The following is a 21,338-nucleotide window of genomic DNA, read 5'->3' on the forward strand; positions in this document are numbered from 1 at the left end:
CTGGCTTTACAAGCACCCTGTTGAGTTCTCAAAGAACAACCACACACCGACCAGAAGCCCCACCTCAGTGGAACCCCAACCGGGGCTTTTCGTACCGCGCCCCCGCCGCTCTCGCGCCGGGCACTTTTACTACGTTACCTCACCGTCTCGGCCGTGTCAAACCGTGTGTCCCGGTCTGTCATGCTTCGTTCAGCTTGGCGCCGGCGCACTCACTCAGCGGCGAAGCCGCTGTGTCAGGTCGTCGGATTTGGCAGGCCGGCCGCTGCGGTGTCCCGCAGTCGCGCCCGGTGCCCTGCCGGTCGTGAACCTTACCCGGTCGGCTTCGCCGCACCAAATCCGCCTCGCGGCCGATCCGGCGAGCCCCGCCCGGACCGTGTCTCGCAGGAGTGAAACCCCTGTTTGACCCGGCTGCCTGCCCGTTTCGGTGCCCCAGGACTTTCGTCCCGTTTGCCCCGTTCCGCGCTGGCAGAGAGAAAGTTACGCGTCTGCGGGTTTGATCGTCAAATCCGCAGGACGCGTCCCGCGTCACACTCGCGGCACCGAGCGGTTTGATCCACTCCAGCTCGGCGATCTCGGGGGCTCCCGGCTGGTGCGATACCGCGATATCGCCGACCTGGTGTCGATCAGTGCGCAACGGTCCCGCAGCTGTCTGGCCGCGGGGGAGAGGTCGAGTGTCTGGCCGCGGGAAAGGTCAGGACGCCTGCCGCCGGCGGGCGGCAAACCAGGACCGGATGCCGAGAACACCGACGGTGGTGCCGATGGCCAGGGACGCGGCAATCAACAGCGCGTGCACCCACAGGAAGCTGGTAGCCGCGCCTTCGGCCACGGTGCCGGAGGCCCAGGACCGCGGGTCCTGCCAGATGGCGACCGCGAACCTCGGCCAGATCACCCAGGTCCAGATCCCTACTCCGACCAGGAAGACAGACCACCCTCGCGTAAGCACCATGGCAGCCGAGTATGCCAGCGCGTCTCTTCATCAGGCCGGTCGCGGGCGCGAACCGGGTGGACGACGCCTGGGGCGACCGTCGGGGCGGAGCCTGGTCTTCGTCGATCTGTTTTCAGCGCCAGCGGGGTGGGCACTGCGAAACAGGTCAGCCAAGGACCATTCCCCCGGAGGTGCCCCGTGCAACCCTCGATCTTCAATCCCTGGGCCTGGCGTGATCCGTCCGCCCTCGCGGGCGGGTACACGCAGACCACGCCCTCGGTCACACCGCCGGATGGCCCGGACGGTGGCCATGACGCCCCGGACGCCCCCGGCCCCGGCACGCCTGTCGACCTGGTGGGCTATCACGTGCAGGCGAACGACGGGCGCATCGGCACCATCGACGAGGCGAGCAACGAGGCGGATGCCGGGTACGTGGTCGTGGACACCGGTCCATGGATCTTCGGCCAGAAGGTGCTGCTGCCAGCCGGCACGGTGGCTCACGTGGATCACCAGGAACGCGTCGTGCACGTCGACCGCACTCGCCAGGAGATCAAGGACGCGCCGCCGTTCGATCCGGAGTCAGCCGACCCGGAGTACCGGGAGCGCGTGGGCAACTACTACGCCGACAAGTACCTGCCGCCCCCGGGAGCGACGCCGCGGGTAATGTGAGGCCGTGGTCCGGATAGGCATCTGCACATCGGAGGCGGTCGACATGTTCGTCGGCCTCCCGATCGGTGCTGTGCCCGCGGTCCTGACCAGCTCCGGCGATGGCCGTGAGCAACTCCTGAGCGTCCTCCGTGCCGGTGGTCTGCGGTACCGCGCCGGCGCGCGATGGCGGACGGCTCGCTGAGCCGATCCCGCTGACCGAGAGGGCTGAATCCCTGCTCGGCGCGCGCCCACGCGTTACCCACCTTCCCGCACGAAAGGCACACCACCATGTCCGTCGCACGAATGCTCACCGGCGACCGGCCCACCGGCCGCCTGCACCTCGGCCACTACGTCGGCAGCATCGCCAACCGGGTACGGCTGCACCGGAGCTACGAGAGCTTCTTCATCATCGCCGACCTGCACATGCTCACCACCCGCAACCGCCGCGAGGACATCGACCAGGTCTCCGGCAACGCCCGTGAGATGGTGACCGACATCCTTGCCGCCGGCGTCGACCCGGAACGGGCCACCTTCTACCTCCAGTCGGCCATCCCCGAGGTCGGCGACCTCAACACCCTCCTGCAGAACCTGGTGACCGTCCCCCGGCTGGAGCGGGTGCCGTCGCTCAAGGACATGGCTCGCGACGCTGGCAAGGAGGAGATGCCGTACGGGCTGCTGGGTTACCCGGTGCTCCAGGCGGCGGACATCCTCTGCGTCAAGGGTGAGGTGGTCCCGGTCGGGCGGGACAACGCCGCGCACGTCGAGGTGACCCGGGAGGTCGCCCGGCGGTTCAACCACCTGTACGGTCCAGTGTTCCCGATCCCCGAGCTGATCCCGGCGGACACTCCGAGCCTGGTGGGCACCGACGGCGCGGCCAAGATGAGCAAGAGCCGCGGCAACACGATCGCTCTCTCCGACGACGCCGCCACGGTGCGCCGCAAGGTGCTCGGCATGTACACCGATCCGAACCGGGTGCGGGCCGATGTGCCGGGCAGGGTGGAGGGCAACCCGGTCTTCGCGTACCACGAGGTTTTCAATCCGGACCGGGATGAGGTGGCCGATCTGGCCCAGCGTTACCGGGCCGGCCGGGTCGGTGACGTGGAGGTCAAGGAACGGCTGGTCGTCGCGTTGGAGGGGTTCCTGGCGCCGATCCGGGAGCGCCGGGCCGAGATCGAAGCCGACCGAGGGTTGGTGGACCGGCTGATCGTCGAGGGCACTGAACGGACCCGCCAGGAGGTACGCCAGACCCTGGTCGAGGTGCGGCGGGCGATGGGGCTGACCGGCGCGTACCAGCAGTTGCGGCGACGGGCCGAGCGAAGCCGGCGCCGGACGGAGGCCTCGACCTGAGATGGTATGAACCGGTTGGCCCCTATTCGTGGCGCAGAATGCGAGGATGAAGAGGGTTCTCGGCGTTGGTCCGGTGCCGGCTACGGAGACGCACCGGACCACGACGTTCGAGATCTTCTTCGACCTGGTCTTCGTCTTCGCGCTCACCCGGGTCATCACGTTCATGGCGGGGTCGCCGAGCGCGCTCACCCTGGCCCAGGGGCTACTCCTCCTCCTACTGCTGCTCTACTCCTGGTCGCCGTACATCTGGGTGGGGAACCTGGTCCGCCCGGATGTCGGCCTGGTCCGCGCGGCCACCCTGGTCGCGATGGCGGCGATCTTCGTGGCCGCGCTAGTGCTGCCGAATGCGTGGCAGCAGAGCTCCGAGCTCTTCGACGCGCCACTCACCCTCGCCCTTGCCTACGTGGTCGGCCGGGCCGTGCAGCTCGTGATCCTGTTCTGGGCGAGCACGACGAACCCCCCACTGCGCTCGACGCTGCGGTTCTTCGCCGTGCCGGTGATGTTGGGTTGGATCCCGCTGATCATCGGCGCGCTGCTCGGAGGCGCAGCCCAGACGGTGCTCTGGACGGCCGCGTTTCTGCTGAATATCGGCGGTGCCCGGATCGCATCCACCTTCCGGCCGTGGCAACTGCGCAGTGTGGATCACTTCACCGAGCGGTTCGGGCTGGTGCTCATCATCGCGCTGGGCGAGTCGCTGATCTCTGCCGGTGCCGGCCCAAGGGCGATGGCGCCGGTCGGCTCTACCTTGTTGGCCGCACTGCTCGGCCTCTCCAGCACCGTCTGCCTGTGGTGGCTCTACTTCGATCGACTGGCGCCCGCCGCACGGCAGGCCGTCAGCAACGTGCCGGGTGAGCGGCGGGCCGCGGTGGCAGGCGACGCGTACGGCCTCGGGCACTAGCCACCGAGGCCCGCGAAAAAAACGGGACGCCGTGTCGATATCCCCGGTCTCCGCTCGTCGTCATGCTGTACGGCAACCCGCCGCACCGAGAGGAGCCGAAACGTGAAGTACATGCTGCTGTTCATGAGCCCCGCGAACGACGCAGAGGCCGGCAACGGGTGCACCTTCGAAGACTGGATCCGCTACGACCGGGAGATGAAGGATGCCGGGATCTGGGTTTCCGGGCATCCGTTGCAGGACCTGACCACCTGTACGACGGTGCAGGTCGGCCCGGACGGCGACCGGACGATCACCGACGGGCCGTTCGCCGAGACCCGCGAGGTGCTCGGCGGGTACGACATCATCGACGTGCCGAACCTCGACGTCGCGCTGGACTGGGCGGCCCGCAGCCCAGGCGCCACCGGCAGTGGGTCGGTGCAGGTGCGCCCAGTCGCCGAGATCGAGGTCGAGGTCTGACCGTGGCGGGTCAAGAGGCGGCAGCCGGCTCGGTGGAGGCGGTGTTCCGGGAGGAACACGGCCGGCTGCTCGCCTCACTCGTGCACCGCTTCGGTGACCTCGACCTGGCCGAGGAGGTCGCCTCCGAGGCGATCGAGGCGGCGCTGGTGCACTGGCCGACCGACGGCGTCCCGAGCCGGCCGGGTGCGTGGTTGCTCACCACGGCCCGCCGCCGCGCCGTCGACCGGCTGCGCCGCGACCGGGTGCTGGCGACACGGCTCGCCGTTCTCCGGGCGGAGGCCGAGCGGGCCGATCCCGCCCCACCCGCCGACGCGGAGCGCGACCTGCCTGACGACCGGTTGGCGCTCTTCTTCACCTGCGCACATCCGGCCCTGGCCGCGCAGGACCGGGGTGCGTTGACCCTGCGATTTCTGGCGGGCCTCACCACGAACGAGGTCGCGCGGGCCTTCCTGGTGCCACCCGCGACCATGGCCCAGCGACTCGTCCGGGCCAAGCGGAAGATCCGCGACGCCCGCATCCCGTTCCGGGTGCCGGGTGCCGACGAGCTGCCCGACCGTCTGCCCACGGTGCTCCAGGCCATCTACTCGGTCTTCACCGAGGGGTACGCCGCCAGCTCCGGACCCGATCTCCAACGGATCGACCTCGCCGAGGAGGCCATCCGGCTGGCCCGGATCCTGCGCCGGCTGCTGCCCGCCGAACGGGAGGTCGCTGGTCTGCTCGGGTTGCTGCTGCTGATCCACGCTCGGCGTGCCGCTCGTACCGGGCCGGACGGTGCGGTGGTCCTCCTCGACGACCAGGACCGCGAACGCTGGGACCACGCGATGATCGACGAGGGGCGTGTGCTGGTGCTTGTCGCGTTGACCGGCCCGGCACCCGGGCCGTACGGAGTGCAGGCCGCCATCGCCGCGCTGCACGATGAGGCCGCCGACGTGGCCAGCACCGACTGGCCGCAGGTGGTGGCGCTCTACGACGTGCTGCTCGGCATGGTCCCCTCACCGGTGGTGGCGCTGAACCGCGCCGCCGCCGTGGCCATGCGGGACGGGCCGGACGCCGGGCTCGCCCTGCTGGACGAGTTGGCCGATGATCCGCGTCTGCGTGGCTACCACCTCTATCCAGCGACCAGGGCGGACCTGCTGCGCCGGCTCGGCCGGTACGACGAGGCCGCGGCGGCGTACCGCGGCGCGTTGGCGCTGGTCGGGACCGAGCCGGAACGGGCGCACCTGCTGCGCCGGTTGGCGTCCGTCACCACCGACTGAGCGGATCCGTCGGTCGCGACCGGCCCGCTGTACCCTGCTCGGGTGAGTCTGCCTCTGCCATCCGGTGAGTTCGCGGCGTACCTGTTCGACTGCGACGGCACCATCGTCGACTCGATGCCGCTGCACTATCTGGCCTGGCAGCGTGCCTTGGACGAGTGGGGCTGCGAGTTTCCGGAGGACCTCTTCTACGCGTGGGGTGGGCGGCCGACCGCCGACATCATCGTCGACCTGAACGAGCAGCACGGCCTGGCCATGCCGGTGGCGACAGTGGTCGAGCGCCGGGAGAGCTACTACCAGGAGTTGCTGCCGCAACTCGCCGCCGTGCCCGATGTGCTGGCGCACATCCACGACGCGCACCGACGGGTCCCGTTCGCCGTCGTCTCCGGCAGCACCCGGGCCTCGGTCACCGCCTCCCTCGACGCGCTCGGTCTGCTGGACCGGTTCGACGTGCTGGTCTGCGCCGACGACTACACCCGCGCAAAGCCCGACCCGGAGGCGTTCCTGCTCGCGGCGCAGCACCTCGGCGTACCCCCGGCGTCCTGCCTGGTCTTCGAGGACACCGACCTCGGCATCCAGGCCGCGACCGCGGCCGGCATGGCATCGGTACGCGTGCCGCAACAGCGCTCGCGCTGAGTCTCAGCCGACCGTCAGCAGCAGCTTGCCCGGGTAGGACGTCTGCAGGCGCTTGTGCGCCTCCCGCACCTTGCCGAGCGGGAACTTCTCCGCGACGTGCACCACGAACGGGCCCGCCTCGATGAGTTCGTTGAGGCGCTGCAACTGTCCAGGGTTCGCCACGCCGTCGTACGCCCGGACCACGACGCCCGGCCGCTCGCGTGGCTCCGGCCGCACACCGTGGGCGTACGCGACGATTCCGCCGTCGACGAGCGCCTCGGTGAGCCGGTCCAACGTCTCACCGGCGGCCATCGCCAGGATGGCGGGCACTCCGGCAGGCGCCGCGTCCCGGATCCGGGCGAGCACGTCGGTCATGTCGCCGTGGCCGTCGAGGGACACGTCGGCGCCGAGGCGGGTCACCAGGGCGACGCCGTCCGCACCCGAGGCGACGGCGATCACGTTCAGCCCCTGCCGCTTGGCCAACTGCACCGCCAGGTGACCCTGGCCGCCGCTCGCCCCGAAGATCAGCACCCAGTCGCCAGCCGACAGGCTGATGGTGTCGAGCCCGGCCAGCGCGGTCAGCGCGTCGGTCGGCATCGCACCGGCATGCTCGGCCGGAACACCGTCGGGCAGCTTCGCCGCGTACTCCGCCTTGACGGCCGCGTACTCGGCGTAGAAGCCGCCCTTCGGCCGGGTGGTGGCGGAGACGTAGACAAGGTCGCCCACCACGAAGCCGGTCACCTTGCTGCCGGCTGCGATGACGGTTCCGGCACCGTCGGAGCCGGGCACGATCGGGAGGGTCGAGCCCTCGGGCACCAGCTCGCCCTGTCGCTCGTACGCGTCCCACACCCCCACCCCGGCGCTCAAGACCTTGATCAGCACCTCGTCGGCGGCGACCTGTGGGATCGGCAGCTTCCGCAGGGTGATCACCTCCGGCCCACCGAACTCGTCGAAGGCCGCGGCCTGCATCCGCTCTGGCACATCCCCGTCAACCATGTGGATTCCCCCTTTGTGCCGGCGTCACCGTCGCAGCATGCCGGCTCGGGGACAGGCGTGGTCCGGAGCTGAGTGCCGTTCACCCACAAGGGCGACCGCCCACGGCCGCAACCAGCGGCGCTGACCGGAGCCGCGATCAGGACGTCTGCGGCTCCTGACCACGCAGCGCCTGCTCGACGGCGTCGCGTACGCGGGCGTCCTCGCGGGCCTTGCGCTGCGTCCGGTTGCGGCGCCGGTACAGGAACGCCCCGACGAGCACGGCGATCAGCACGACGAGCACCAGCACGAACGTCCACGGGAGGGCCCAGCCGTGAGCGGTGACCTGGATCGCCGTGAGCGGGGTGGTGGAGCCCGAGGCATCGTTGAGCAGGGGTGTGAGGGTCGCGGTCGCGGCCAGCGAGACGACGGGGGCCACACCGTGTACGGGTACCGTCACGTTCCAGCTCTCACCCGGCAGCAGCTCCGGCGGCGCGGCGATGTCCTTGGCTCGCACCCGCAGCAGACCGAACGGACCCGAGACCGACACCGCCTGCTGCGCGGACAGGGCGGCGTTGCCGACGTTGTGGATCTTGTACGTGATGGTGGCGTCACCCTTGCTGAACGGGTTGGACGGGCCGGCGTACTTCACGTGGAGGTCCTCGATCGCGAGGTTCGGCTTCAGCTCACCGCCAACCCGCATCTTGATCCGGATACCGAGGCGCCGGTCGACGTTGACGCCCTCGGCCTGGTCGGCCTGGGTCAGCGTGGTGAGGATGCCGCCGACGTAGTCGCCAGGCGTGGCGTTGTCCGGGACGCTGACCTTGAAGGGGACCTGCGCGGTCTTCCCGGGCTGGACCACGACGCTGCCGGCGTTCGCCTTCACCCAGGCGCCGATCGCCACGGACTTCTTGTCCTTGGTGAGGAGGTCGAGCTGGCCGGCGTCGGTCGTGAAACCGTCGGCGGCGTACACGGCCAGGGTCAGCGGCGCCGTGCCGCGGTTGGCCACGACCATGGCGTCTTCGACAGAGCCACCTGGGTTGACGTTGTAGCTGTAACTGGACCGAGCTTCGCCGTAGCTGTTGGAGGCCGTCCGGACCGTCCAGGCGACGTTGCCGTCTGCCGCGTGGGCGGGGCCGGCACCGACGCCCGCGGCCGCGACGGCGGCGAGCAGGGACAGTGCGGTCGTACGAACGAGTACGGCGGTCTTGGTCTTCCAGCGCGTCACGGACGGTTGCCTTTCGGATCCTTGAGGTGATCTTGGGAGGGTTGCAAATGGGTGGCGGGGTAGGCACCCGAAGGTGCCTACCCCGCCCGATGGAACCGTTCGGTCAGCTGCTCAGCGCAGTGATCGTGAGGGTGGTGCGGTAGCTACCCATCGCGATGCTGTCCGGGATCTTCAGATCCAGGTCAGCACCGAGCCGGGCGCCGCCCCGCGGGTGACCCTGCACGGCCGCGGCGAGGCCGCTGGAGACCGAGAGGCCCTTGCCCTGGTCGTCGAAGGACGACAGGACCGGGGCACCAGCCTCGGCACCCGCGCCACCGTCGAGCACGTACGGGGTCCAGCCCAGGTAGGAGCCGGAGAACTTCTTGTCGGCGTCCTGGAAGTCGCCGACGTTGGCCGAGATCGACCACGGGGCGAGCGAGCGCCGGCTGTCCGTCACGAGGAGCGGGTTGATCTTGCCGGTCGCCCCGAAGGAGGTGCCGTTGCGCTCCTGAGCGGTGCCCAGGTTGACCAGGCCGTTGTAGCCGTCGATCGTCCAGCCGAACTCACCCGGAGCCGGGTTCGGCACGTTGACCTGGATGGCCTGACCGTCACCGTGGTACGGGTGGATGGTCGTGCTGTCGACGATCGAGCCGACCGGCTGACCGTCCGCGGTGTTGGTGCAGGAGCTGCCGTTCTCGACGGACGCGTTCGGCGCCGCGCAGGTGCCGCTGCGGAGGTTCTCGAGCACCAGCTTGTCGGCCTTGACCGACACCTTGACGTAGCTGCGGACGTGCTCCTGGTTCTCCACCGAGTTGAACCAGTAGTTGCTCGGGTTCAGCGGGTCCGGGCCGAGGCCGGCAGGACCGGTGCCGGTGGTGCCCGGCTTCTTGATGTCGTAGTACTTCGAGCCAGAGGCCGAGTTGGCCGTCACGTAGATGACGCCGCCCGGGCCGGGGAACACGTCGGCAGCACCGGGCTGCTCGGCCGGGTTCTCCTTCTGGCCGTTCTTGATCGAGTAGCTACGGGTGTAGACGTGGTCGTGCCCCTGCAGCACCATGTCGATGCCGAGGTCGGAGAACGCCGTCGTGAAGTCCTTCCGACGGTTCGCGTTGTCCCCGTCGGTGGAGTGGGTCGCTGCCGAGTAGATGGAGTGGTGGTAGACCAGCACCTTCCACTTGGCCTCGTTGCCGTGCTTGTTGACGACGTCGGTGACGTACGAGACGTGGGCGGCGTCGCCGCCGGCAGAGCCATCCGCCGGGTTGACGTAGCTGTTGCTGTTCAGGTCGATGAACAGCACGTCCTTGTAGATGTACCAGAAGTCGCCGCCGGAGCGGGTCGCCTGGTCACCGGTGTAGTACTGGGCCGAGCGGTCGGTGTTCGGCGTGAAGTGGTGCTGCTCCCAGGACTTGCCGCCGACATCGTGGTTACCGATGGTGGCACCCAGGGGGTACTGACGCAGCTGGTCGGGGGCCAGGAACGAGTCCCACTGGCTCTCGTCGTTGGCGCTCTCGACGTGGTCACCAGCGGAGACCAGCAGCTCGGTGTTCGGGTTGGCCGCGGTGGCAACCTTCAGCGTCTCCGCCCAGCCGGCCTGGTCCTTCAGCCGGTCACCGGAGGCACCGATCTGCGGGTCGCCGAAGAACAGGAAGTCGTAGTCGCCCTCGAAGGACCGCGTCTTGAAGGAGTACGCCGGGGACCAGCTGCCCTCGGCGCCAACCCGGTACGAGTACGTCGTGTTCTCGCGCAGGTCGCTGATCGTGGCGTGCCGGTTGAAGCCGGTGGTGGAGGTGTTCGCCGCACCAACGGCCTCGAAGCTGACCGCGCTGGCCGGGAACTCGCCGTTGACGATCTCGGCGGTCGGGGCGAGCTGGATCTTCTGCGCGGTGTCGGCGGAGGAGTACCAGGTCACGATGCGCTGGGTCTCGTTGGCACCGACGCCGAGGACCACACCGGTGATCGCGGTGGACTCGGCTGCACTCGCGGTGGTCATCAGACCACTACCGAGGGCCCCGCCCATTCCGAGGAACCCGGCTACGACCCCGGCGACCAGGCGCCGCCGCACGAGCCCGGGGGCCCGTGTCGAGGTGCTCAATGTCATCGACATTGTTCCCTTTTCAAATAGAGAAATGGATTGTGACTTCACCCGACGCTGGGGAAGTGCTTCCACGCTTTCGTTGCCCGATGAACCAATCATGAACGCGATCTTGCGAAATACTGCACTTCGCAAACTACTTAGCCCTACTCAGGACCCAGAAACGCGCTGCACGAACCAGACCAACCCCATAATGGACACGGCTGCTGAAACGGCGCCGGTAGCCCAGAGACCAGCTTTCGGCGCACGGCGGCGCAGCACGATCAGCAGCGGGAAGACGATGGCAATAATCGTCAACTGAACGGTCTCGATGCCGACGTTGAACACCAGCAGCGACCACAACAGGGTCCAGGACCACGCCTCGTCGATGCCCAGCGCGCCGGCGAAGCCCAGCCCATGCACCAGGCCGAAGCAGAACACCACGCCGAGGCGGATCCAGCCGGCTCGATCCAGGCTGAAGTGACCCTGCCCCGTCGTCTCCAGGTCGGTCGCGTGCCCACCGCGCCGCCAGATCCCCCACAGGTGCCAGCCCGCGACCACGGCAATCGACAACGCGATGATCGGCTCCACGATCGCCCCCGGCACCTCGACCAGGCCAAGTGCCGCGAGCATGAACGTCACCGAGTGCGCCAGGGTGAAGCTGGTGGCCGCGAGCACGATCTCGCGAAGGCGCCGCGACCCGGCGATGAGCGCCAGCAGGAACAGGATGTGGTCGATCCCGGTCAGCAGATGCTCGGCGCCCAGCAGAAAGAACTCACCGAACCGCTCGTACCAGGCCTGCCCGGTCGAGAAGGAGGGGTTGGCGGAGTCGAGAGCCGCGCTGCCCGAACGGCCGTCGATCTCGTAGGTGACGATCGTCTTGGTGCCCTTGACGTAACCCTCGTCATCAGGGAAGAGACCGCTGCGCACCTCGTGGTCGGCGACCCGCTCGGGGCAGGTCCAGTCCAGCAGCAGAGTCGCGTACGGCACGCCGTCGCGCTCGCCCATCGTCGCGTCGCCCACCTGGGTCGGCCGGCAGTCCGCGCTCCGCGCGCGCACCGAGAATCGGTCGGAGACATACGTGAGGACCGTCGAAGCGTGACCCTTCAATGCTGCGGCCTGAGCGTCGGCGTCACCCGCCTCAAATGCGGCAGTTCCCGCCTGGAAGAGCGGATCATCGTGACCGGAGTCGGCGGCTGACACGATGAGGAGGTCGTATTCGAGCTCCAACGCCGTGCGAATGTGACCCTCGTCTCCCGCGGAGATTTTCGCGTAGACAGTCGACGAAAAGCCGTGCGCGGACGCCGTTCCGACGCCCAAAAACGGGATCACCGCCGCGGCGATCCCGACAGCGATGACGATAACGGTACGGCGAACGCGCCCTAACATGCGACTCCCTCGGTTGGCCAGTGCACGTTGCACGTCGCGGGTGAACGTCAGACCCCGCACCGACGAACCGCCGGAAAACAAAGACTCGGCGCGACCGCCCACAGATAATCGCCGGCCCGAAGTGCGATAGGAATACAAAGAACTACGCGCACTTTCCGCCACCACTCGGAGGACGATCACCTTGCGCCCCCCGCTTCGGGCCGTTGCCATGCTGGCCGCGACCGCCGCGCTGATCACCGGATGCAACTCCGGAGACGACTGGTCACAGCCGCACCCCAAGCCCGCCGCCATCGGGACTCTCGGCCCAGGTTTCGTCGATCCCTCCACCACACCCGCTCCGGAGGCGACGATCACGCCGCAGCCCGACTCGTGGGCCGGTGTCCACCCGCCGAAGGACTACCGGGTGGTGCTGCTCACGATCGGCGACGACGCCCCGACGAAGGCGCTCGTGACGGCGGTCAAGGACTGGGCCGACGACGAGCACGTCGACCTCAGGACGATCGTCGTCGGTGACGCGCAGGACGCCCTTCCCAGCATCACCAAGGCGAGAGAGATGCGCCCGGACCTCATCGTCAGTGCGGGCAACGACCTCATCGACCCCCTCGCGCTGGTCACCCCGAACCACCTGGACGAGCAGTTTCTCGTGGTGGGCGCGGAGCTGGCCGAGCCCACCCACAACGTCACCTCGGTCGACTGGGACGGCGCGTCATTCCGCGGGGAAGGGCTCGGCATGTCCTCGACGTACGACCCGAACTCGTTCACGGCCGAGCGCTGCGGGGCGGCCATCAGGGCGGGCGTGGCGGCCGTGCTCAACGACCTGACCGGAATCGTGCTCTGGCTCTGACGATCGGGGCTGTCCGTCGCGGAGCCGACCGGACCCGGTGCGGAGGCGTGCGACCTCCACACCGGGCCTGAGGGGTTAGGCACCGGTGACCGAGGACACGGTGCGCTGACTCGTCTGGCAGGGTGGAATCAGATGTGTGGGCGGAGCAGGATCGGCGAGGGACGTCGTGAAGTGCACTCTGCCTACCGGTGATCCTGCTTCCTCCACCGCTGGCACCGATCCCACACCTGACGCACCTCTGCAGGCGACGGCAGCCCATCGACAGCGATGGGCAGTGGAGACGATGGCTGTCGCAGCGGACGACCAGGTGTTGGAAATCGGCTGCGGTCGGGGGGCTGCCGTCTCCCTCGTCGCCAGCCGACTCACGACCGGCCGAATCGTCGCGATCGACCGAGCAGCGGCGATGGTGCGGCTCGCGACCGAACGGAACCTGAGCCACATCGACGCCGGCAGAGCTGAGATTCGATGTGCCAGATTCGAGTCGGCCGACCTCCCGGCTCACCGTTTCACCAAGATCTTCGCGGTGAACGTCAGCCTGTTCTGGCTTGGCGACGCGACCCAGCCGATCGATCGGATGCGGAGCCTGCTGGCACCGGGAGGGCGGCTCTACGTGTTCGGCGAGCGGCCCACAGCCGCACACGCCACAGCAAACCTGACCGCGACGAAGCTGCTACTCGAGGCCCGCGGGTTCGCCACAACCAGATCGAGCGCCATTCGCGGTCAGGGCCAGGTGCTCACCTGCGTCAGCGGCACACCGATCGAGTGACGCTGCCTGCTGGCATCGTGCACTCCCATCGTGAGCCGGGCGGGCCCGGCTGGTGCGCCGAGCCCGCCCGTTTCAGTTCCGCTCGACCGTGATCTCACCCGTCTCGGTGGATCACCCGCGTCGGACCTGGGTGGTGCCTTTAGCGTTGCAGGGTCAGCAGACCCGGCCGGTACGGCAGGAGCCCGTAGTCGACGCCGTCGGAGCTGGGGGAACGACCCTGGTAGAGCAACTGCAGGTTGCAGGCGTTGACCGTCATCGTCTGGTCGGCGCTGGTCCGCAGCAGCTCACCGTGGCTGATGTCGTTGGTCCAGGTGGCACCGCTGTTGACCTTGCCCGCGAACGGGTTGCTCTGGGTCGCGGCCTGCGGCGTCCACGAACCGTTCAGGCTGGTGGCCGTGAACGAGCGGAAGTAGCGGCCCGTCGAGCCGATCGCCTCGACGATCATGAGGTACTTGTTCAGACCCTGCAGCTTGTAGACCTGCACGGCCTCGAACAGGTTGTTCGTCGTGTCACTCATGATGGTCGTGTAGCTGCTGCCGAAGTTGCCGGGGAAGTTGCCGATCGGCATGCTTGCCCGGTAGATCTTGCCGTTGTCGCCGGCGAAGAAGAGGTACATGTTCGTACCGTCACCGATGATCGTCTGGTCGATCGGCCCGGTGCCCGAACCCGTGATGCTTCCGGTGAACAGCGGCTGCGCCGCCGACCAGCCATTCGCGTTGGTCGGGTTGGTCGAGGTCCGGTAGGAGAAGGCAGTCCCACCCCACTGGTAGGTGAGCACCCAGATGTTCTTCGGCGCGAAGTAGAACAACGACGGCGCGACGGTCCCCGAGTTCATCCCGGTCTGGGTTGCCGATGCCATCTGCGAGTAGTTCGAGAAGAGGCTGAAGTTCATCGAGCCCCAGCTGCTCCCGAAGTCGTGCGTGGTGGCGTAGACCAACTGCTGGCCGTTGTAGGGGGCCACGGTGAAGTCCTTGAGCGACACCCACCCCGACTTCGGGGTCGCCAGCTGGCCCGTCGACGACCAGCGGTACGTCGAGGGAAGGTCGCAGGTGCCACCCGGCGGCGGCGTCGTCGGCGGCGTCGTGGGGTTGCCCCCGCCGTCGACGCGGACGAACTGCCACTGCTGGTTGGTGCCGTTCCAGTCGGCGTACTGCACGATGTTGCCGCCGTCGGCAGTCGAGGCGCCCTGCACCTCCATCACCTTGTTGCTGTTGCGGTTGATCAACCGGACGTACCCGCTGTCCGAGTCGGCCAACCGGAACTGCTGGTTGGTGCCGTTGTTGTCGGACCACTGCACGATCGCCCCGCCGTCGGCGGTCGAGCGGCCCGAGACGTCCAGCACCTTGCCCGACAACCGCGACTTCACCCGGTAGTAGCCGCCTCCGGAGTCCACGAACTGCCACTGCTGCTGGTTGCCGTTGTTGCGCGTCCACTGGGTGATCCGGGCGCCGTCATTCGTGGCCAGGTTGTACACGTCCAGGGCCTTGCCGCTGTTGCGGTTGATCAACACGTACCACGCGCTCGTGTCGACAGTCGCTGCGGCGGCTGGCGACGACACCACGGCTACGGCAGCACCGCCGACCGCCACCGCCGCCACGCCAGCGGCGAAAACCCGCATCAACCACCCGCGCCGTCGCGGGGGTGCGATCGATGGAGACCTATCGAGGGCAGACATGATCCTCCTTCAGAGACCAAGAGCCGAACGGTCTGCCCGAAGATGGGCGCACCGCGACGCGTGTCCGGGAGCATGCTTCGAGCACGTTAGCGCTAACAACATGTCCGCATGCCCTGGCGCACGCCTGATTCGAGGTCGACGAAGCAGGCTCGCCCGGTAAGCCAAGGGTGTCGTCGTCCTTAGCCATCGACTGTGAGCGATAACATGCCGTTCGTCAAGACGTAACGTGCTGGGAACATCGACCGATGACGCAGTGCGGCCATGATCGAGTCACTACCCCCGCAGACCATCACCCCGCCCACCGGCGCAGGACTTCGGCTGACTACTTGGGGCTACCGTTCGTGGGCGCTAACATCGACGACTCGCCATGGATATCAAGCCTGATCTTCCCGCCGCGCACATCCCCGGGCTTCCACCAACCCCGGGTCGCTTCTGGCTGCGTGCGGCGGTACTCGTCCCCTTCGACGCCTCGCCCGCGGGTGGTAACGCATCGCCTGCGCCCCAGAGCTGCGGACCGACGCCGGGTGCCCACGGTTCAAGCCTTGCCCAACGTGAGCGGTGGCAAAGAACATTGACCCATGGACGCGGATGTGGTGGTTGCCGGAGGTGGACCGGTCGGAGCGGTGCTCGCCGCACTGCTCGGCGACGAAACCGTACGCCGGGCAGATCGCCCGCCGCCCATGACCGCCGCGAGGGGTGCGATCGTTCATGCCCCCTGCTGACCATTGCCGTCGACCGCCGGGTTTTGTATCGTCCCGCCCGTGACGCGCTCCGACTGGTCAGACGTACGCGAACGGCTTGCGCGGCTGGCCGCTGCGCCCGGTTCCCCTGATGTCTCTGGTTCTTTGGCTCACCGTTGGGAGCTTGAGCCGCCATTGAGGGCCGAGGAACTGGCTGAGGCGGAGACACAACTCCAACTGGAACTGCCCAGCGAGTACCGCTCCTTTCTGCTGGAGGCGGGGCGAGGCGGTGCAGGGCCAGCCTACGGGCTCTTTCCGATGCGTCGTCTGGACGGACGGTGGCAGTGGGAGGGTGACGGTGCGGATCTGACCGACCGGGACACGCTCAAGGTGGCTTTTCCACACGTCGAGGCGTTCAACCCTGCCGACGGTCTACCCGATCCGCCCGACGAGGAAGACTACGACTCGCACGAGGAGTTCAACGCGGCTGAGGACGCTTACTGGGAACAGCACGACGCCGCCGTCTTCAAGCCTGAGCATTCGGTTGGCCTGCTGTACCTGTGTCATCTTGGCTGTGCGCTGCGAGAGGCTCTCGTCATCAGCGGTCCGGCGCGCGGGCAGATGTGGGCGGACGACACGGCCGAAGATGGTGGTTTCCGGCCGCTCCGCGACGACGACGGGACAACGCTCGGGTTCGGCCGTTGGTATCGACGCTGGCTGGAAGCGGCCGAAGGCCAGGTGTCACACGTTCTCCACGCATAGCAGAGGGTCTGCGAACCGGCTCATTGACAGGAATCCACAACCGCAACGATTCAAGCTACGAAAATCCCTTACGGCTGTACCGCTCGGCCCGCTGGGCTCGGTACTCGGCTAGCAGCTCCGCAGCCTCGTCCAGCCGGGGGCAGCCCTCCGACGTGCACCGCCCGCAGGTGCCCTTTTCGTGGTAGCTCATGCAGTACGAGGCCTGCTCGACGCAGAACGGGACCTTGCTAAGGATCTTCTCGACGCTCACCACTCCCCCTCCCTCTGGGTAGCGCCGAAAGACTTCGTTTTGTCGCGCCAAAACCTCTCGGACGGCTGCCGGGCTCAGAGCTCCGGAACGGTTGGCCCCATCTTGGCGTGAGCGAGGTTGCGGTTTCTATCACCGCTTGAGATGACGCCCCCGGCTCCCGCACGGAACTCCGGTCGTACTTCTTGCGCTTCCGGAGGTTGTCGGTCCGGATTGTCGACGTCGCTACGTAGCCTCAGGAGGGAACCTCGGCAGCTTGAAGACGGAGGAGGCCATGGCGTTGCGGTTCGAGCATCGCGACACCGAGATCGACGTGAGCCTCGTCGACCGCGTGTGGCGCACCCGCTCTGACGCGGAGGAGACGATGACGTCCGCAGCACGCACCTGCTGGCATCTGATCCTCTCGCGGGCGCAGGGACGCCTACTCGCCAGCCTGCGCGGGCCGGAAACGAGGGCGACTACGGCACCGGTCCCGCCGGGCACCGAATTCCTCGGGGTCCGGTTCGCATTCGGCGCGGTTCTTCGGCCGCATCCTGCAGCCTCGATCGTCGATGGGTACGTGCCGTTCCCAGTGACGGAATCGGGCAGGATCGTCATCGGCGGCGAAAGCTGGGAGGCGCCGACGTTCGAGAACGTCGAGCACTTCGTCCGGCGATTGCAGGACGCGGGTCTGCTGGTGCGATCGCATCTCGGGAACCAAGAGCAAATCGCCGAGCATCCCGAAGCCAGCCCGACCGAGCGAACCCTGCAGCGTCGCTACCGAGCGATCATTGGACTATCGCAAACCGCTGTAAGGCAGATCGACCGCGCGAACGCCGCAGCCACGATGCTGCGCGACGGCCTTGACTGGCGCCCAGTCGTCGAGACGTTGGGGTACTTCGACCAAGCCCACCTCGCGCATACGCTGCGTCGCTACGTCGGGTGCACCGCACGCGAGCTGCAGGCGGGCCACTTTGCCGCGATGTCGTTCCTGTACAAGACCCACCCTGGGCCCGGCAGCTAGCGTCCGTCTGCCAGCCAGCCCTGGCCGGCTGTCCGCAACCAGAACTTTGAGGAAAACCGTGCTACTCAGCGTCAACGTCTTCGTCAGTCTCGACGGCGTCATGCAAGGACCCGGAAATCCCGACGAGGACCGCTCCGGCGGCTTCGACCGCGGCGGCTGGCTCGTTCCGCACGCCTCGACGCACACCAACGAAGTCGTCGAGAGCTGGTTCCGTGAGGCCGACGCGTTCCTCTTCGGCCGCACCAGCTTCGGCCTGCTCGGCGGGTACTGGCCGAAGGTCACCGAGCCTGACAACCTGATTGCCACCAAGCTCAACACGCTGCCAAAGTATGTCGTCAGCTCTACGCTGACCGACGATGAAGCCGATTGGAGCCCGACGACGGTCCTACGCGGTGACCCGGCTGACGAGGTACGCCGCCTCAAGGAGCTTCCCGGCAAGGAACTCCAGGTTCACGGAAGCTGGAAACTCGTGCAGACGCTGCACCAGGCAGGACTCGTCGATGTCTACCGGCTACTCCAGTACCCGGTCATCGTCGGCACGGGAAAGCGCCTGTTCCCGGACGGATCGACGCCCGCCACGTTCGCAACCGTCGAAGAGAGCTCGCGCGTACTGCCCGGCGGCGTCGTCTCGCTGACCCTCAACCCCACGAGCCTCGGCGCGATCTCCGCAGGCGCGTACGCGATCGACGAAGGACGCTCGGCGACGGTCCTCGACTGACAACGGTGCCCGACCGGCTTCGAGGCCAGGACCCGGTCCGGCCGGTCCTGGGGCGGCCCATGACCAGGCGGGATGAACTGCGGGCTGTCACCGCGCTCACCGCCGGTCAGCACCATGGCGAGAGACTTCTGTCCCTACTCATAGGCCAGGTGCAGCTTCGTGGTCAACCCGCCGCCGGACCGGCCGAGGGCGTGATCAGCAGGCTCGACGGTGACGCCCCGCGCCTGACGGTTGCGTCTCACCAGATGCTTGACATGATCGCGTGGCCATAGTCGATAGCGCGCACAAGGGCGCCGGAGGGAAGAACCGATGGAATACCTGCCGCGGTGGCTGACGTCCGAGTCGTGGGTTGAGACGGGAGCGATGCAACTGGGCCAGAACGTGCAGGGCTCGGTGGCCGACTGGCCTGGGCAGGTGCGTGCAGCCCTTCAGATCGGGCGCGAGTACGGTCTGCCCGCCGAGGTGGACGGGATGTTCTACCCCAGCACACACGGCGCACCTTTCACCCAAACGGTCGCGGCGACGAGCGAACGCTTCTGGCGGCTCGGCCAGCACGACTCTCAGATCGGCGACGAGTACGTGTTCGAGTACGTACTCGACAGCAATGGCCAGGTCGTGCTCCTGGACCCGTCCCTCCCGGCGCCCCGGTTCGTCAACTCCTCCCTGATCGCGTTCCTCGACGCGCTCGCCGCATGGGACTACCGGAACCAACACCTCGACGACTTCGACGAGTTGGAACCGGACGACGATGACGAGGACGACGACCCGGCGGAAGAGGCACGAGTGGCCTTCGGGGCTGCAATCGCAGAGCAGCTGCGCCAACAGGACCCGGTCGCGTTCGACGACGACACCTGGTGGTCGAGGGTGTACGAGGAAGTCGAGCTCGACGCCATTTGAGTCGGTCCGTTCAGTAGCCGATCAGACGACCGAACGATCGAGGCGAGATGACAACTTTGGGGCGAGGGAACTAGGCCAACCGCCAAGCATCCGGTGGGACGGAACTGTCAGGCATGGGGTGGGACTAGGCAATCACCGGTAGCGCCCCGGGGGCCGACCGATCCAAGGTGCTCGCCCCGTCGACTCTTCGCAACCTCGTCGGGCTGCTTCGGTCTGTCTACGCGGCTGCGGTGCTGGATCGGCTTGTGGGCCGCTCTCCCGTGGTGAGAGTTAGCCTGCCGTCAGCCCACCGGAGAACGCATCGTGCCACTCACCGTCGACCAGGTGCGCGCCCTGGCCGCCGCGATGCCCGCCCGCAACCGTGCCATGGTGATCGTGCAAGCCGGCCTCAGGCTAACTGCTCGCACTGCGCGTCCAGGACGTCGACCACACGTCCCGGACAGCTCGGATCGAATGGCAGTTCGCGCCACAATCCAAGGTGCGCACCGAGCCAAAGACCGGCCGCTCGCGCCGAACCATTCCGCTACCCCAGGTCGTGGCGACCGCCATCCGCGAGCACTCGGCGCAGTTTCCGCCGGCCGCCGACGGCACCATCTTCACCACCCGCTTCGCCGGCCCGTACCGGCACGACTACTACGGCTCGCTGATCTTCTCAGCGGCCGTCGAGCGGGCCGAGTTGTTAGGCGACTGCTTCTCCATCGCTGGGCCGGAGACGGTTCCACTGCGGGTCGAAGCAGATCAACCCTCGTTCTGCCGCCATCCCGGCCGCCTCGGCCGACACCTCCTCGCACATGCTGTACCGCATGGCGAAGTAGATGATGGGCCCAGAGGCGTTACCGATCATGGGACCATCCGACCACGGGCTGACGTCCTCCTCGTCCTCGGTCATGTCGATCCATCGCTCTAGGAGCGCACGGACGTAAGCCTGGATACGCGGTGTCGGAGGTGTCTCATCCTCCGTGTCGATGTACGTGCGGTACAACTGCTGGAAGACCCGACCGCCCTCGCCATCGCCTGTGGGCTCGTCGCCCTCCCACACCGCCAAGTCGTAAGTCACCCGGGCTGCACCAAGCCCGAAGGGCGGTACTTCCTCCAACGGTGGAAACCAGCCGAGGCCACGGCTGCGCCGATCGCGCCGAGTATCGCCTCGTTGAAGGGCCCGGGCTGCCCGACGTATCCCATGGCGACCATGAGTCCGGTCCCTGCCATCATCACGCCCGCGGCCAGCAACGCAACACAGGGGAGTAGGCGGGCACACACCCCGTCAGTAAAGCAGGCCATCACAACCTGCGCTGCGAGCTGCCGCCGGCCTTCAAGCACACGGTTGAGAAATTCTCGGCCCGGTGCGCCGAGCAGCCTCGCTGCCTGCCAACAATGCTGGACACGCACGCCACCTGCCGGCGGACCATGACCGTGCTTGCCCGTCAGCGCCCGCGAGATCGGGCACGTACCGGGCATGGCCGCAGCTCGTCCGTCTTGCCAAAGCTCTGTCGCGGGTGACCCGGCCGGGGTGCTGCAGCGGTTGCGGGTCAGTGGCGGTGACGGGATGACGCCTCTGGTGCGGTGGTCCCGGTGACCTCGGCGGTCGGGTCGCTGAGCGGCACCGGACCGGGTCGCTGCGACGAGCCGCTCCACGGCGGCGCTGCGCCGCTTGTAGACACCCCAGAGGGCAAGCCGCTGCGCTCGGCGTACGCGGCGAGGCTGACGTCCTCTAGGAACGTCCCGCCGATAAGCTCCGCCTCGGCGACGGTGATCACCCCGAGGCGCACCGCGCGGACCAAAACCAGGTCCGGGTGGCCGTACGGGGTAGGTGGGAGCGCCGAGCCGTGCGCGAAGTTCGCCTCCCCCGACGCGGCCGGCTCCTGCCCGCGCAGCGCTGTACGAGCACGGAGAACGCCGAGTTGGGCAACGCGTTCACGATGCGGGCCCGACATTCGTTGAACTCCTGCGCAAATCAGTGATTTC

Annotated in this window: 21 protein-coding genes and 1 pseudogene; 12 read left to right on the forward strand and 10 right to left on the reverse strand. The window is 67.8% G+C overall.

All coding sequences use genetic code 11. From position 1 onward, the window contains the following. Nucleotides 1-691 precede the first annotated feature (691 nt). Entirely contained in the window at nt 692-946 is a 255-nt protein-coding gene (locus tag ACLQ28_RS03680) for an SCO4848 family membrane protein (protein ID WP_425684786.1), read from the reverse strand. Between the two features lie 177 nt (nt 947-1,123). On the opposite strand from ACLQ28_RS03680, the gene ACLQ28_RS03685 reads away from it, so the two are divergent. From ACLQ28_RS03685 to ACLQ28_RS03710, 6 genes are all read left to right on the forward strand, one after another. Continuing rightward, nucleotides 1,124-1,594: a PRC-barrel domain-containing protein gene (locus ACLQ28_RS03685; protein ID WP_425684787.1), complete on the forward strand. Its 471-nt coding sequence runs from the start codon at nt 1,124-1,126 to the stop codon at nt 1,592-1,594. A gap of 267 nt (nt 1,595-1,861) precedes the next feature. Further along, nucleotides 1,862-2,920, forward strand: a complete 1,059-nt coding sequence (gene trpS / locus ACLQ28_RS03690) for a tryptophan--tRNA ligase (RefSeq protein ID WP_425684788.1) — start codon at nt 1,862-1,864, stop codon at nt 2,918-2,920. Nucleotides 2,921-2,966: 46 nt separating this feature from the next. Further along, nucleotides 2,967-3,818, forward strand: a complete 852-nt coding sequence (locus ACLQ28_RS03695) for a low temperature requirement protein A (protein ID WP_425684789.1) — start codon at nt 2,967-2,969, stop codon at nt 3,816-3,818. Between the two features lie 111 nt (nt 3,819-3,929). Then, complete coding sequence (locus ACLQ28_RS03700; RefSeq protein ID WP_425685321.1) at nt 3,930-4,274, forward strand: YciI family protein; 345 nt, start codon at nt 3,930-3,932, stop codon at nt 4,272-4,274. Between the two features lie 2 nt (nt 4,275-4,276). Continuing rightward, on the forward strand, nt 4,277-5,530 hold the full coding sequence (locus ACLQ28_RS03705) for an RNA polymerase sigma factor (protein ID WP_425684790.1): 1,254 nt from the start codon (nt 4,277-4,279) through the stop codon (nt 5,528-5,530). Between the two features lie 42 nt (nt 5,531-5,572). After that, the gene (locus ACLQ28_RS03710) at nt 5,573-6,163 is read left to right on the forward strand and encodes an HAD family hydrolase (protein WP_425684791.1); all 591 of its coding nucleotides are present in this window, start codon (nt 5,573-5,575) and stop codon (nt 6,161-6,163) included. Nucleotides 6,164-6,166: 3 nt separating this feature from the next. Here the strand turns inward: ACLQ28_RS03710 and ACLQ28_RS03715 are convergent, their stop codons facing one another. From ACLQ28_RS03715 to ACLQ28_RS03730, 4 genes are all read right to left on the reverse strand, one after another. Beyond that, nucleotides 6,167-7,138, reverse strand: coding sequence for a quinone oxidoreductase family protein (locus tag ACLQ28_RS03715; RefSeq protein WP_425684792.1), 972 nt, complete (start codon nt 7,136-7,138; stop codon nt 6,167-6,169). A gap of 136 nt (nt 7,139-7,274) precedes the next feature. Beyond that, the gene (locus ACLQ28_RS03720; RefSeq protein WP_425684793.1) at nt 7,275-8,342 is read right to left on the reverse strand and encodes a WxL protein peptidoglycan domain-containing protein; all 1,068 of its coding nucleotides are present in this window, start codon (nt 8,340-8,342) and stop codon (nt 7,275-7,277) included. 103 nt (nt 8,343-8,445) lie between these two features. Further along, complete coding sequence (locus tag ACLQ28_RS03725; protein ID WP_425684794.1) at nt 8,446-10,419, reverse strand: fibronectin type III domain-containing protein; 1,974 nt, start codon at nt 10,417-10,419, stop codon at nt 8,446-8,448. A 144-nt stretch (nt 10,420-10,563) separates the two neighbouring features. Next, on the reverse strand, nt 10,564-11,883 hold the full coding sequence (locus ACLQ28_RS03730) for a HupE/UreJ family protein (protein WP_425684795.1): 1,320 nt from the start codon (nt 11,881-11,883) through the stop codon (nt 10,564-10,566). 79 nt (nt 11,884-11,962) lie between these two features. Here ACLQ28_RS03730 and ACLQ28_RS03735 point away from each other — a divergent pair, with 79 nt between their 5' ends. Then, nucleotides 11,963-12,625: a hypothetical protein gene (locus ACLQ28_RS03735; RefSeq protein ID WP_425684796.1), complete on the forward strand. Its 663-nt coding sequence runs from the start codon at nt 11,963-11,965 to the stop codon at nt 12,623-12,625. A 283-nt stretch (nt 12,626-12,908) separates the two neighbouring features. After that, nucleotides 12,909-13,391, forward strand: coding sequence for a class I SAM-dependent methyltransferase (locus tag ACLQ28_RS03740; protein WP_425684797.1), 483 nt, complete (start codon nt 12,909-12,911; stop codon nt 13,389-13,391). A gap of 139 nt (nt 13,392-13,530) precedes the next feature. Here the strand turns inward: ACLQ28_RS03740 and ACLQ28_RS03745 are convergent, their stop codons facing one another. Then, nucleotides 13,531-15,066 carry a non-reducing end alpha-L-arabinofuranosidase family hydrolase gene (locus ACLQ28_RS03745; RefSeq protein ID WP_425684798.1) on the reverse strand — a complete coding sequence of 512 codons (1,536 nt, stop codon included), beginning with the start codon at nt 15,064-15,066 and terminating at the stop codon, nt 13,531-13,533. 761 nt (nt 15,067-15,827) lie between these two features. Between ACLQ28_RS03745 and ACLQ28_RS03750 the strand changes: the two genes are divergently transcribed. Beyond that, nucleotides 15,828-16,508 (forward strand): SMI1/KNR4 family protein, encoded by a 681-nt coding sequence (locus ACLQ28_RS03750; RefSeq protein ID WP_425684799.1) that lies wholly within the window; start codon nt 15,828-15,830, stop codon nt 16,506-16,508. A 55-nt stretch (nt 16,509-16,563) separates the two neighbouring features. Here the strand turns inward: ACLQ28_RS03750 and ACLQ28_RS03755 are convergent, their stop codons facing one another. Next, nucleotides 16,564-16,758 (reverse strand): hypothetical protein, encoded by a 195-nt coding sequence (locus ACLQ28_RS03755; protein WP_425684800.1) that lies wholly within the window; start codon nt 16,756-16,758, stop codon nt 16,564-16,566. 253 nt (nt 16,759-17,011) lie between these two features. On the opposite strand from ACLQ28_RS03755, the gene ACLQ28_RS03760 reads away from it, so the two are divergent. Beyond that, on the forward strand, nt 17,012-17,758 hold the full coding sequence (locus ACLQ28_RS03760) for an AraC family transcriptional regulator (RefSeq protein ID WP_425684801.1): 747 nt from the start codon (nt 17,012-17,014) through the stop codon (nt 17,756-17,758). A 58-nt stretch (nt 17,759-17,816) separates the two neighbouring features. Further along, nucleotides 17,817-18,476 (forward strand): dihydrofolate reductase family protein, encoded by a 660-nt coding sequence (locus tag ACLQ28_RS03765; protein WP_425684802.1) that lies wholly within the window; start codon nt 17,817-17,819, stop codon nt 18,474-18,476. A 146-nt stretch (nt 18,477-18,622) separates the two neighbouring features. Here the strand turns inward: ACLQ28_RS03765 and ACLQ28_RS03770 are convergent. Then, nucleotides 18,623-18,718: pseudogene (locus ACLQ28_RS03770) on the reverse strand (IS5 family transposase); the annotation flags it as partial. Between the two features lie 67 nt (nt 18,719-18,785). On the opposite strand from ACLQ28_RS03770, the gene ACLQ28_RS03775 reads away from it, so the two are divergent. Beyond that, complete coding sequence (locus tag ACLQ28_RS03775) at nt 18,786-19,373, forward strand: SUKH-4 family immunity protein (protein WP_425684803.1); 588 nt, start codon at nt 18,786-18,788, stop codon at nt 19,371-19,373. 679 nt (nt 19,374-20,052) lie between these two features. On the opposite strand, the gene ACLQ28_RS03780 is transcribed toward ACLQ28_RS03775, so the two are convergent. Then, nucleotides 20,053-20,430, reverse strand: coding sequence for a hypothetical protein (locus ACLQ28_RS03780; RefSeq protein ID WP_425684804.1), 378 nt, complete (start codon nt 20,428-20,430; stop codon nt 20,053-20,055). A 472-nt stretch (nt 20,431-20,902) separates the two neighbouring features. After that, entirely contained in the window at nt 20,903-21,307 is a 405-nt protein-coding gene (locus tag ACLQ28_RS03785; RefSeq protein WP_425684805.1) for a hypothetical protein, read from the reverse strand. Between the last annotated feature and the right edge of the window lie 31 nt (nt 21,308-21,338).

Origin of the sequence: Micromonospora sp. DT201, from assembly GCF_049841575.1 — a bacterium.
Taxonomy (GTDB): Bacteria; Actinomycetota; Actinomycetes; order Mycobacteriales; family Micromonosporaceae; genus Micromonospora.

Bases quoted from the DNA above. Each gene is read 5' to 3' on its own strand.
- ACLQ28_RS03680 (WP_425684786.1), bottom strand. From the start codon at position 946: ATGGTGCTTACGCGAGGGTGGTCTGTCTTCCTGGTCGGAGTAGGGATC.
- trpS (WP_425684788.1), top strand. From the start codon at position 1,862: ATGTCCGTCGCACGAATGCTCACCGGCGACCGGCCCACCGGCCGCCTG.
- ACLQ28_RS03695 (WP_425684789.1), top strand. From the start codon at position 2,967: ATGAAGAGGGTTCTCGGCGTTGGTCCGGTGCCGGCTACGGAGACGCAC.
- ACLQ28_RS03700 (WP_425685321.1), top strand. From the start codon at position 3,930: ATGCTGCTGTTCATGAGCCCCGCGAACGACGCAGAGGCCGGCAACGGG.
- ACLQ28_RS03715 (WP_425684792.1), bottom strand. From the start codon at position 7,138: ATGGTTGACGGGGATGTGCCAGAGCGGATGCAGGCCGCGGCCTTCGAC.
- ACLQ28_RS03725 (WP_425684794.1), bottom strand. From the start codon at position 10,419: ATGACATTGAGCACCTCGACACGGGCCCCCGGGCTCGTGCGGCGGCGC.
- ACLQ28_RS03740 (WP_425684797.1), top strand. From the start codon at position 12,909: ATGGCTGTCGCAGCGGACGACCAGGTGTTGGAAATCGGCTGCGGTCGG.
- ACLQ28_RS03745 (WP_425684798.1), bottom strand. From the start codon at position 15,066: ATGTCTGCCCTCGATAGGTCTCCATCGATCGCACCCCCGCGACGGCGC.
- ACLQ28_RS03775 (WP_425684803.1), top strand. From the start codon at position 18,786: ATGGAATACCTGCCGCGGTGGCTGACGTCCGAGTCGTGGGTTGAGACG.
- ACLQ28_RS03785 (WP_425684805.1), bottom strand. From the start codon at position 21,307: ATGTCGGGCCCGCATCGTGAACGCGTTGCCCAACTCGGCGTTCTCCGT.